Origin of the sequence: Sphingobium sp. JS3065 (assembly GCF_026427355.1) — a bacterium.
Taxonomy (GTDB): domain Bacteria; phylum Pseudomonadota; class Alphaproteobacteria; order Sphingomonadales; family Sphingomonadaceae; genus Sphingobium.
In genome coordinates this window covers 527,051-538,573 of the sequence record NZ_CP102665.1, presented here as the reverse complement: position 1 = coordinate 538,573, position 11,523 = coordinate 527,051, and the positions used below count along the sequence as shown (strand labels likewise).

Sequence of the window (11,523 nt, the reverse complement as noted above, 5' to 3'; positions counted from 1 at the left end):
TTGAGGTGAACAGATTTGTCGGATTTATCGGGGTCTGAAGCGGGCGCGAAATCGCAAATCGAGGCTGGCGCATTGCTGGCCGCCATCGTCGAAAATTCCGACGACGCCATTTTAAGCAAAACCCTGGACGGGATCATCACCACCTGGAATCGCGGCGCGTCCCGCCTTTTCGGCTATTCCGCCGATGAAGCCATCGGCAAGCCGGTCACGATCGTCATTCCGGAGGACCGGCTGCATGAAGAGGATGCGATCCTTGAAAGATTGAGGGCGGGAGAGCGGATCGACCATTTCGAAACGGTCCGCCGCCGCAAAAATGGCGAGCTTGTCGAAATATCCCTGACGGTTTCCCCGGTTCGCAATGCCGACGGGCAGATTTTGGGCGCGTCCAAGATCGCGCGCGACATCACCGCGCAGAAGCGGGCCGCGGCGAAGCAGAGCCTGCTGCTGCGGGAGATGCAACATCGGGTGAAAAATCTGTTTGCCCTCGCGACCGGGCTTGTCGCCCTCAGCGCGCGCTCCGCCCGCAGCGTCGAGGATTTGACCCACGATCTGACGGAGCGGCTGATGGCTCTCGCCGCCGCGCACCAACTGACGTTGCCGGACCCGCTCAAGGAAGGATCGGCGGCGGCTTCCGCGACCCTGTTCTCTTTGCTGGGGGTCATCCTGGCCCCGCATGAACTGGCGGATCGGAAGCGCATAACGGTGGGCGGTCAGGATCTGCCGGTCGGAAGCGCCGCCTTCACATCGCTGGCGCTCCTGCTGCATGAATTGGCGACCAATGCGGCGAAATATGGCGCCCTGTCGACGCCGGACGGAAGGCTCGACATCCATGCCGTCGTCGATGACGACGATGTCCTGATCCAATGGGTGGAATATGGCGGCCCGAAATTGGGCGTGGCGCCGGGACGGGAAGGGTTCGGGACCGCGCTGGAGCAGGCTTCGCTTCGGGGGACGGGGGGCACGCTCGATCGGGAATGGAGAGACGCCGGCCTGAAGATCGACATCCGGTTCAAGAGAAGCCGCCTCGTCACATAAAGCTTCTCGAATTCACCTGTTCCTTGATCTTTCGCTTGAAGATTTTGCCGCTGTCGTCGCCGGGCGTGCCGACGCTGCCGGGATTTTCCAGCCACTCTTGCGCGGCGCGGAAGGTCAGCGGACCCATTTCCGTCGATCCGTAATATTCGGATATGACCGGACCCCACCAGTCGATCATCGACAGTGACTTGCGAAACGCCATGCAGCCTCGTAAGGAACCTCGTCCTTGTTTCCGCCCCGGCGGGATGAGGGCGAAGATCGCGTCGGTTCCCCGGAGACGGGGATGAAAAGGGAATGCGGTGCGGGCCTTTTCCAGGGCTCAATTCCGCGGCTGTCCCTGCAACTGTAAGTGGCGAGCGCGATATACAGGTGCGGACGGAATGAATGCCGATCCGACAGCCACTGGGCCGGACGCTAAATCATGCGGGGCCTGGGAAGGCCGTATATCAAGCGATGACCCATGAGCCAGGAGACCTGCCGGCGTCTGGTCGCTCTTGCCCTGGTCCAGGGGATGACCGCGGCACGGTGAATTCCGTCTGAGCGACGAACGAGCGGCTGGGGCCGCATCGGATGCCGCGTGTCGGTCGCCCCTGGCGTCCGGCCGATGCCGGCTGCCGACCGTTCGTGAACGGCACGCCCCCGCCCATATGTCGCGCGACGCCGACGGGGGATGATAATGTTGAACGTCACATCGGCTGCGATTGCGGCCGTTTCACTACCTGTTTCCGCTGTTCTGGCCATGCCTGCCGCTATCGCCCAGCCCGCCGCCGAAGCGGCGGACGGCGCCGATATGGCCATCATCGTGACCGGCATGGTCGATCCGCTGCGCCTGAACATGAAGGCCGAGGGGGCCAGCCGGCTGGGCCTGACGGCGATGGAGATGCCCGCCAGTGTCGAGACGCTGGACGGCGACGCCATCCGCCTGCGCGGCGACCTTACCATCCAGGACGCGGCGGCGCGGGCGACCGGCATCGTCAACACGTCGGGCGTGTTCGGCTTCGGCCTGTCGGCACGCGGCTTCACCGGCCAGAATTCGGTGATGACGCTGTATGACGGTATGCGCATGTACAACAACACGCTGACCTTCCCGGCGGACCCGTGGATGGCGCAGAGCGTGGAGATATTGCGCGGCCCGGCCTCCGTCCTATACGGCGAAGGGGCGATTGGCGGCGCGGTCAATGTGGTGCGCAAGCAGCCCAGCGACGAAATGCAGGTGAGCGGCCGGTTCGGCCTGTCCTCCTTCGACAGCTTCAACGTTGCGGCTGGGGCTGGCGGTCCGATCGGCACGGGCATATCCTATCGCGCCGACGCCAGTTTCCGCCGGTCGGAAGGCTGGATGGCGCGGGGCGATTCCGACGCGCTGGCGCTGGCCGGGGCGATCCGGCTGAAGCCTGCCGGCAACCTGAGCATCACCCTGTCCCATGACTTCAGCGAGCAGAACCCGCGCACCTGGTTCGGGGTGCCGCTGGCCAATGGCAAGCTCGACCGGTCGCTGCGAAAGAATAATTATAATGTCGCCGACGCCAGCCTGCGGTTCCGCGACAATTGGAGTCAGGCGAAAGTGGAATGGACGCCGTCCGACGCGTTGACCATCAGCAGCACCTTCTATCATCTGTGGGCCAACAAATATTGGAAGAATGCGGAAAACCTGACCTACATCCCCGCCACCGCGACCGATCCGGCGCAGGTGCGTCAGGGAAGCTTCCTGGAACTCTACCATATCCAGAAGCAGACGGGGAACCGCACGACCGCCAACCTGAACCATGATCTGGGCGGGCTGGAAAACAGGCTGGTGGTCGGTTTCGACGTCAATCGCATCAGTTACAGGAATGTCAGCAACAGCGGCAACAACGCCACCCGGTTGGTCGACGCCGCAAACCCCGTCCCCGGCCTGTTCCTTCATCAATCGGCCGCGCCGACGAAACCGCGCTACACCAACCGCATCCGCCAATATTCGATCTTCGCCGAAGACCGGCTGAAGTTCAGCGATCGCTTCTCGCTGGTCGGCGGGGTGCGTTATGACCGGCCGGAAATCACCAAGACCGACTATGTGAACGCGGCCAACAACTTCACCTCCACGCCGGACGCCGTGACCTGGCGCGTGGGCGCCGTCTATAATCCGGTTTCCAGCCTGTCGCTCTATGGCCAATATGCCACCGCCGCCGATCCGGTGGGCGCGCTGGTCTCCACCAGCTTCGCACAGAGCGATTTCGACCTGTCGACCGGACGGCAATATGAGGCCGGGATCAAGCATGTCTTCTGGGGCGCGCGCGGGCAGTGGACGCTGGCCGTCTATGACATCGTCAAGCGCAAGCTGCTGACATCCGATCCGCTGATTCCGTCCATTCAGGTGCAGGTGGGCCAGCAAAGGTCTCGCGGGGTGGAAACATCCCTGTTCCTGGAGCCGGTCGATCGGGTCAATATCACGCTGAATGGCGCCCTGCTGCGGGCACGTTATGACGATTTCTCCGAATCTGTGGGCGGCGTCCTGTTCCAGCGGGCGGGCAACCGGCCCAACAATGTCGCGACCAGGACGGCCAACGCCTTCGTCAGTTGGGAATTCGCCAAGAACTGGGTCGTGGACGGCGGTTTCAGCTATGTGGGCAAGCGCTATCAGGACGCGGCGAACAGCCGGGTCGTGCCCGCCTATACGCTGACGGACGCGGGCGTGCGCTGGCAGTTCGTCGAAGGGGCAAGCGCGGCGCTGCGCGTGCGCAACATCTTCAACGAAACATATGCCCGCGCCACCTATGGTCAGACGCAATGGGTGCTGGGCGATCCCCGGACGGTGGAGGCGACGATCCATGTCGCCTTCTGACCTGGCGGTGGCACGGCGAGGGGTATCCCCCTTCGCCGCACCTGCCCTGTGGAAGGCGGCGAAGCGCTGGCTTTATGTCTTCCACCGCTGGACCGGCATCATCCTGAGCCTGTTCTTCGCCATCTGGTTCCTGTCGGGATTGGTGATGCTCTATATCTCCTTCCCGTCCTTCCGCGCGCCCGAACGGGTGGCGACCGCCGCGCCGCTCGACTGGGGGCAGGTGCGGGTCGGCCCCGACCGGGCGCTGGCGAGCCTTGGCCAGCCCGATTTTCCCACGGAAATGCGGCTGGGCATGACGGGCGGGGAGCCGCTCTACATCTTCGCGACGTCCCAGGGCAGGCGCGCCGTGTCGGCCCGGACGGGCGCGGAGATACTGTCGGTCGACAGGCGGCGTGCCGGATCGATCGCTTCGGCCCTGATCGACGCGCCGGTCGTGTCGGTCGATCCGGTCGATCATGACCAGTGGGTCGTCACCCGCGCCTACAAGGCGATGGCGCCGTTCTGGCGCATACGCATGGCCGATGCCGCCGCCACCGACCTCTATGTCAGCCAGCGCACGGGCGAGGTGGTGCAGAATAGCACGGCGCGGGAACGCTTCTGGAACTGGCTAGGCGCGGTGCCGCACTGGATCTATTTCGAAGCGCTGCGCCTGTTTCAGGAACCGTGGCGCCAGACCGTGCTGTGGACGTCGGGTATCGGCATGCTGGGCGCGATGGCCGGGTTCTGGATCGGCATCCTGCGCATCCGGTTGAAGCGCCGCTACAAGTCCGGATCGGTCAGCCCCTATCGCGGCTGGATGAAATGGCATCATGTCACCGGCATGATCGGGGGCCTGTTCCTGATCGGCTGGGTGTTCAGCGGCTGGCTGTCGATGAGTCCGTGGGGCGGGTTGCGCGACAGGGACCATGGCGATGCCGCCAGCCTCTATGCCGGGGCAAAGCCTTCATTCCCGGCCACCGACCTGGCCGCACTGGTGCGGGAAGGCGGGGGCGCAAGGGAGGTTCGCTTCGCCTGGCTGGGCGGCCAGCCCGTCATGACCTTGTGGGGGCGGGGAAAGCCGAGATCGCTGAGCGGCGCGACCGCCCGTCCGCTGACGCTTGATCGTCACCATATCATCGCCATGGCCCGAACCGCGATGCCGGGCGCTGCCCTGGTGGCGGTGCAGCGGCTGGATCGACCGGACCGCTACTGGTATTCCACCGGCGATCCGCGTGACGACAGTCGCCCCTTGCCGGTGTTGCGGCTGAAATTTGACGATCCGTCGCAGACCTGGCTCCATATCGATCCGGCGACAGGCGCTCTGCTGGGCCAGATCGGTTCGGCTGGGCGCGGCCATCGCTGGCTGTTCAACGCCCTGCACAGCCTGGACTTCCCATGGTTGCTGATCTGGCCGCCGCTGCGGCATATTCTCGTCTGGCTCCTGTCCAGCGCGGGGCTGGCGATCTCGGTCAGCGCCATGGTGATCGGGTGGCGGCGGTTGATGCGGCTCTGATGGGGCGAGGCGATTGCGGCGTTGCGGAGCGGGCTTGACGCGGGTTTCCCTCAACCATAGTCCGGCACAGGTTCGCACCGCATTTTCGGAGACATGTTCCCATGGAGGAAATCGCCAAGGATCGTCCGCCCGGATACCGATATTCGCGGCGCGGCACATTGGCCCTCATCCGGGAACTGTCGGTCATCGACGACCGCCGCAACGCATGGCTGCTCCTTCTGCAATGGGCGATCGCCATCGCGGCGGGCGCGATCGCGATCCACGTCGACCGGGTTCCGGTCTACCTGCTGGCAGGCTTCGTTATCGGGTCGCGCATCCAATGCCTGGCGGTGATGATGCACGATGCCTGTCACGGGATGCTGTTCAGCAATCGCCGCATCAACGATTGGATCGGCGATATTTTCGTCGCCTATCCGCTCGGCTTCAGCATTCACCTCTACCGCGCCAATCATCTGTACCACCACCGCTACACCAACACGCTGCGCGACCGCGACTATCGCGTCCAGCGCAGGGATCCCGACCAGCATTTCCCGAAAAGCCCGGCCGCCATGGCCTGGCTGCTGGTCCGCAGCGCGACCGGCCTTAATTTTTACCGGATGGCGCGGGACAGCCGGATCTGGGCGCCCTTCGCCAATTTCCATAATCCCGGACGCTTCGGTTTCGATTATAGCCTGGGGTTGCGCATCCGATATGTGGTCTGGGCCGTGCTCTTCTACGGCCTGATCCTGTGGTCGCCGTGGCGCTGGCAGATATTGGGCCTTCTGCTGATCCCGCAATTCATCTGGGCGAATGTCTTCAACCGGATCAGGGCGATAGCGGAACATAATGGCGTCGCCGACGAGCAGGAACTCAACGGCACGCGCACGGTCATCCCGACATGGCTCGACCGGTTCCTGATCGCGCCCTTCAATGTCAGCTATCATCTGGAACATCATCTGTTCCCGTCCGTGCCCTGGCCCAACCTGCGCCGCCTGCACGCGCATTTGATGACCGACCCCGCCTATGCGGCGGACGCCCACATCACGCCGGGCTATTGGGGCGTGATCAGGGAGTTGATGCCGCCGCCCGCGTCAACAAGCGCGAACCGGCCCGTCACGCGCTGAGTTGAAATCGCAGCGCCCGTCTGCCCGCATGTCACCGGAGGCGGGAGACATGCCTTCGTCATTAACATGTCCCTAACCTTGTTCCGCTATGCCGAAGGAGCATCGCGGCATCGTGGGCTGGCCGCTGGGATATGGTGAAGATGATCGCTGTTCAACGACTTTTACGGGCAAGATATGCGCGCATCCTGCTGGCGACCGGGCTGATCGGCATAGGCACTATGGGCTTTGCGCCCTATATATTGAACGATGTTTCCACCCAGGCGGCGATCAACGCGCCGCTCATCAGGCTGACAGCCGCCTCCGACGGCACCGTGGCCAACCTTCCCGCCGACGGCCGCTATTTCGACCGGACCACCGCGATCACCCTGCTGAACCTGTCGCAGGACACCGGCCAGGTCGCGGACCTCAAGGCCGAAGCGGAACTGGCGCAGACGGAAATGGCGCTCAGCCAGCGGCAATTGGCGGAACTGAACGGCCAGACGCAAAGGCTGACGCAGCGGGCGGCGCTCTTTTCCGGCGCGATGGGCGCCCGCCTGACCGCCGACCGGGATGCCGCGCAGGCCGATCTGGCCGGTTGCCGGGCGGAGCGGGCGGAGCAGGCCGCCAATCTGGCGCGCACCCGGACCCTGGCAGCGCAGGGCTTTATTTCCCCCGCCGGGGTGCAGAAGGCGGAAGCCGCAGCATCGCTGAAGAACAGCAATTGCGTCAGCGCCGCCGCGCGGTTGCAGGCCATTCAGGTCACGCGGACAGCCGCGCAATCGGACGTTTTCGTGGGCGACAGCTATAATGACGCGCCCTATGCGGTGCAGCAGGCCGACCGGCTGCTGCTGCAAAGGCAGATGGTCGAAAAGACGCTGAGCGATGCGACGGCCCGTTACCGGCAGGCCAGCCTGCGCCTGAAGGATGCGCTGGCCAGGGCAGGGTATCGCGCCCCGGCCGGAACATTGGTGTGGGCGGCGACGGCCAGTCCCGGCGCCGCGATCCGCGCGGGCGAACCGGTGCTGGACCTGCTGGATTGCCGCCGCCGTTTCGTCCAGGTCGCCCTGCCGGAACGCAAGGCGGAGGTCATCGGTCCCGGCACGCCTGCCGATGTCCGCATGATCGGGTCGGATCAGTGGCTGAAGGGGAGGGTGGTGAACATCACCGGCGCCGCCAGCCGCCGCAAGGAAGAATTATTGGCCGCCTCCAACTATTCCCTGCCGGAAGACCGGGAGATCATGGTCGATGTCGCCCTGCCCGCGCCAGAACCGCGGCGGATGGACGGTGCGCGCAAATGCGACGTGGGGCGTCTGGCCGAGGTGCGGTTCAGCCGCAGGCTCTGACGGAAGATGTCGGGCATTGCCTTGACGACGCCCTTCGCATCGCTGGCGCTGCTGGCGGGACTGCTGTTGCTGTTCGGGAAGATATGGCCGTCGCGTCCCGGCCTGATCGCGACTATCGGCTGCACGATCCTCTATTATCTCCAATGGCGGGTCACCCAGACGATCCCCTGGGGTTCCGGCGGCAGAGCATTGTGCTGGCCGCTCATCTGCCTGTTCGTGGAAATGGCGGCGCTGTTCGACGGCGCCATCCTGCTCGCCATCCTGTCGCGCCCGCGCGACCGGTCGGCGGAGGCCGACAGGGGGGAAGCGCGGCTGCGCAGGGCATGGAAGGCCGATGCCGCCATCCTGCCCCCGGTGGACGTCTTCATCGCGACCTATAACGAACCCCGCGAAGTGCTGGAAAAGACCATATTGGGCTGCCTCTCGCTCGACTGGCCGGATGCGCGGGTGTGGGTGCTGGACGACGGGCGGCGGCCATGGGTGCGCGACCTCTGCGTCGCGAAGGGCGCGGGCTATATCAACCGCCCCGACAACAAGGGCGCGAAGGCGGGCAACATCAATCACGGGCTGACCGTCACGCAGGCGCCGTTCGTGGCGGTGTTCGACGCGGATTTCGTGCCGCGGCGCGATTTCCTGCTGCGGACGATGGGCTTTTTCGATGAGGCGCGGATCGGCATCGTCCAGGTTCCGCACAGTTTCTACAATCATGATCCGATGCAGACCAATCTGGGCCTGCAACAGGCGATGCCGGACGACCAGCGCTTCTTCTTCGAAGCGATCATGCCCGGCCGCGACGGTTGGGACGCGGCCTTCTGCTGCGGGTCGAATTCCGTCACGCGCAGGACTTTGTTCGAATCGATCGGCGGCGGATTGCCGGAAGGGTCGATCACGGAGGATATGCTGCTGACCATGGCCAGCCTGCGGCAGGGCTATGTGACGCGCTATCTGAACGAGCCGCTGGCGTTCGGGCTGGCGCCGGAAAGCACCGCCGCCTTTTTCGTCCAGCGCCAGCGCTGGGCGCAGGGCGCGATCCAGATCCTCTATCTGAAGCAGGGTCCGCTGGGGCCGGGGCTGAAGCTGCGCCATCGCCTGCTGTTCCTGCCCAGCGCATGGATCACCCAGGGTCTGCAATCCGTCTTCATGGTGCTGACGCCCATCCTTTTCATGTTGTTCAACCTGGCGCCGATGACAGGCATCGACCTCCAGGCCGTGATCCACTATGTCCTGCCTCTGATCGTCGCGATGATGAGCGGCATCACCCTGCTCGCGCCGGGCCGCTATTATCCGCTGGCCGCGCAGATATTGTCGATGTTCCAGACCTTCCGCATCCTGCCGGTCGCGTTGCAGACGCTCTTCAAGCCGAAGGGCCTGGTCTTCAAGGTGACGCCCAAGGGCGCGGATGCTGGCGGAAACCCCTGGGAAAGCAACATATTATGCAGTGCGCTCGCGCTGATCGCCCTCAGTTTCGCGGGGCTGATGATCAATGCGAGCGCCGACCGCCATATCGTGTCGCAGATGGGCCTGATGCCGATGGTCGCGATTTGGACCATGTTGAATATGTTCATGCTGCTGCTGGTGGCGATGATGTGCCTGGAAAAGCCGCGCGTCCGGGGCGAGGAACGCTTTGCCTTGCGGAAGGGCGTGACGCTGCTGGGCAGCGACGGGCAGATGATCCGGTCCAGCAAAGGCGACATCTCCATCTCTGGCCTTGGGCTGGAAGCCGACGAACCCACCGACCTGCGGGTCGGCGACCGTGTCGAGATGGTGGTGCCCGATGTCGGCCTGGTGCGCGGCTTCGTGCGCCGCGCGGGCAGGCGGATCGGCGTTGAATTCGACTTCCATTCGGAGGATGTGCGCGACCGGCTGATCATATCGCTGTTCACTGGCGCGATAGAGGTCAACGCCCATCGCCCGACTGCTTTCGCCGCCGCCCTCGCGGTCGTGCGGCGGCTGTGGGCGGCGGATTTGAGCATCGCTCAAGGCGTTCCGCGCCTGCCCGGCATGGCTGCCCCCGGCCAGGAAAAGCTGAGCGCGCAGACGCGCGTCATAGCGCCGACCGACCGGTCCATGCGGCCGACAGGATCGCCGGATTGGCAGGAAGCGCCCTTGAGCGCCATCGGGTGAGCATGACGCTGGCGTCCAAAGTGCGCCCCTTTCCTACATCTTAGGGCGCGCTCATCGGCGCGCCCTCATCGATCCGAAACCGCGCAAATCGTCCGGGCGCCATGCCCGATCGCTTGCGAAAGGCGGTGCTGAACGCGCTGGCGGATTCATAGCCGATCTCGTCTGCGATCCGGTCGAGCGATTTGCCGCCGCGCATCAGCGCGGCCCTTGCGGATGCCATGCGCCTTTCGTGGGGAGGTCAGAAGGGGAAGCAGGCGAGATAGGCGTCCAGCTTTTCCCGGTCGCCATCCAGGCGGATGGAGCCTTCCGCGAACAGATCGTCCAGTTCGCACAGCAGATTGAGATAGTCGAACCAGCGGTCCGACTTCACCCAGACCTTGAAGTCGGCGTCCCCGACATGGCGCCGGTCATCGATCTCCAGCAATTTGCCGGCGACGTGGATCGTCGCATGATGATCCTTCTTGTCCTCGAAGGTCCAGTGGCTCGTCAGGTCGAGCGAGCGGGCCGCGCCCCGCTGGAAGCTGAGCCGCAGGGAGAAAAGATGGCCGCCCAGGCTGGTCGTGATCCGGCCCGCCCGCACATGCTTGATCCGCTTGTGCGGGAATTTGCGCGGCGCGCTCTCGTCGGCGTCGGTGCCCTTGATGACGTACAGCACCTCCTCCTTGTCGAGCAGCGGCTTCACCACATCCTCGACATAGGTCTTGCGATCCCGAAGGAAGGGGGAAATCACCTCCTCGCCCGCCGGGCAGACCGATATGCAATAGGCGGCCTTATATTGCGGCTTGAACGAGAGGGACTGCCAGATGAGTTGGGTCTCGCTGGGCTGGATGCGTTCGCGATAATCCTTCTTGTCCTTGGCCTCCACGACATTTTCGACCCAGTTCAGGAAGTTGCCGGTGAAATCATGGTAATTGTGCGTGTAGCAGGTCATGAAGTCGAACGCGCCGTCCGCCTTGATCGCGCCCACGGGGCAGGCGGCGACGCACAGCTTGCAGCCCAGGCACGGATTATAGTCGACCGGGTGGTCATATTCGTCGACCTCGACGCCCAGCAGCACCGTGCCCAGCAATATGAAGCTGCCGAATTTCGGATGGATGACGCTGCGGTGGACGCCCATATGGCCCAGCCCGGCCTCGACCGCGACGGGCTTGTGCTGCACCATCATGATCTTGGGCTGGTCCAGCTCCATGGGGAAGGCCGCGATGGCGTTGCATGCCGGAATGCCGCGTTTGGTGAGGGCGCGCACGATTTCCCGGCACGCCTCATTCACATGGTCGTAGGTGGCGTGAAATTCCTCGTTCGCCACCGACCGCGTCTGGGATCGCACCGGCAATTCGTTCATCCGGCAGACGATGGCCATCAGGGTCTTCGTCTTGGCGTAGACTTTCTGGATATAGGGAATTTGCGGGGCGATAGCGGGGCGGGTGATTTCGATCAGCCCGACATCGGCGGCCCCGCATTCGAGCGCGATCTCCTTCAGCAGGGCGGCCGAGACCATCTCCGTCGACTGGGATTCTCCTCGTTCCCGTAGTGCGCGGACGGTCGGATGATCTTCAAATCCCATGATTCCAGCCCTTATTAAATTATTATTATAATATTATGGCTATTCTCAATCATCCGGGAATGCAA

At 64.1% G+C, this 11,523-nt stretch carries 8 protein-coding genes, 1 pseudogene and 1 riboswitch; of the genes and pseudogenes, 6 read left to right on the top strand and 3 right to left on the bottom strand.

Going from position 1 to position 11,523, the window contains the following annotated elements; translation table 11 throughout:
* Positions 1-15 precede the first annotated feature (15 nt).
* Positions 16-1,035: a PAS domain S-box protein gene (locus tag NUH86_RS19785; RefSeq protein ID WP_267252228.1), complete on the top strand. Its 1,020-nt coding sequence runs from the start codon at positions 16-18 to the stop codon at positions 1,033-1,035.
* Here the strand turns inward: NUH86_RS19785 and NUH86_RS19780 are convergent.
* On the bottom strand, positions 1,028-1,237 hold the full coding sequence (locus tag NUH86_RS19780; protein WP_267252227.1) for a hypothetical protein: 210 nt from the start codon (positions 1,235-1,237) through the stop codon (positions 1,028-1,030). The genes NUH86_RS19785 and NUH86_RS19780 overlap by 8 nt on opposite strands.
* A gap of 45 nt (positions 1,238-1,282) precedes the next feature.
* Positions 1,283-1,532: riboswitch (cobalamin riboswitch) on the top strand.
* A 179-nt stretch (positions 1,533-1,711) separates the two neighbouring features.
* Between NUH86_RS19780 and NUH86_RS19775 the strand changes: the two genes are divergently transcribed.
* From NUH86_RS19775 to NUH86_RS19755, 5 genes are all read left to right on the top strand, one after another.
* A complete protein-coding gene (locus NUH86_RS19775) occupies positions 1,712-3,853 on the top strand; it encodes a TonB-dependent receptor (RefSeq protein WP_267252226.1) in 2,142 nt (713 codons plus the stop codon).
* Complete coding sequence (locus NUH86_RS19770; RefSeq protein ID WP_267252225.1) at positions 3,840-5,345, top strand: PepSY domain-containing protein; 1,506 nt, start codon at positions 3,840-3,842, stop codon at positions 5,343-5,345. Before NUH86_RS19775 ends, NUH86_RS19770 begins: the two co-directional genes overlap by 14 nt.
* Positions 5,346-5,446: 101 nt before the next feature.
* Positions 5,447-6,448 (top strand): fatty acid desaturase family protein, encoded by a 1,002-nt coding sequence (locus NUH86_RS19765; RefSeq protein WP_267252224.1) that lies wholly within the window; start codon positions 5,447-5,449, stop codon positions 6,446-6,448.
* Positions 6,449-6,588: 140 nt separating this feature from the next.
* Entirely contained in the window at positions 6,589-7,770 is a 1,182-nt protein-coding gene (locus NUH86_RS19760; RefSeq protein WP_267252223.1) for an HlyD family efflux transporter periplasmic adaptor subunit, read from the top strand.
* Between the two features lie 6 nt (positions 7,771-7,776).
* Entirely contained in the window at positions 7,777-9,894 is a 2,118-nt protein-coding gene (locus tag NUH86_RS19755; RefSeq protein ID WP_267252222.1) for a glycosyltransferase, read from the top strand.
* Positions 9,895-9,934: 40 nt separating this feature from the next.
* Here NUH86_RS19755 and NUH86_RS19750 read toward each other — a convergent pair.
* Together NUH86_RS19750 and NUH86_RS19745 are read right to left on the bottom strand one after the other, a co-directional pair.
* Positions 9,935-10,117 (bottom strand): annotated as a pseudogene (locus NUH86_RS19750) (helix-turn-helix domain-containing protein); the annotation flags it as partial.
* A 15-nt stretch (positions 10,118-10,132) separates the two neighbouring features.
* Complete coding sequence (locus NUH86_RS19745; RefSeq protein ID WP_267252220.1) at positions 10,133-11,458, bottom strand: 4Fe-4S binding protein; 1,326 nt, start codon at positions 11,456-11,458, stop codon at positions 10,133-10,135.
* Positions 11,459-11,523: the final 65 nt, after the last annotated feature.

Bases quoted from the DNA above. Each gene is read 5' to 3' on its own strand.
- NUH86_RS19780 (WP_267252227.1), bottom strand. From the start codon at position 1,237: ATGGCGTTTCGCAAGTCACTGTCGATGATCGACTGGTGGGGTCCGGTC.
- NUH86_RS19775 (WP_267252226.1), top strand. From the start codon at position 1,712: ATGTTGAACGTCACATCGGCTGCGATTGCGGCCGTTTCACTACCTGTT.
- NUH86_RS19745 (WP_267252220.1), bottom strand. From the start codon at position 11,458: ATGGGATTTGAAGATCATCCGACCGTCCGCGCACTACGGGAACGAGGA.
- NUH86_RS19765 (WP_267252224.1), top strand. From the start codon at position 5,447: ATGGAGGAAATCGCCAAGGATCGTCCGCCCGGATACCGATATTCGCGG.
- NUH86_RS19755 (WP_267252222.1), top strand. From the start codon at position 7,777: ATGTCGGGCATTGCCTTGACGACGCCCTTCGCATCGCTGGCGCTGCTG.
- NUH86_RS19770 (WP_267252225.1), top strand. From the start codon at position 3,840: ATGTCGCCTTCTGACCTGGCGGTGGCACGGCGAGGGGTATCCCCCTTC.
- NUH86_RS19760 (WP_267252223.1), top strand. From the start codon at position 6,589: ATGATCGCTGTTCAACGACTTTTACGGGCAAGATATGCGCGCATCCTG.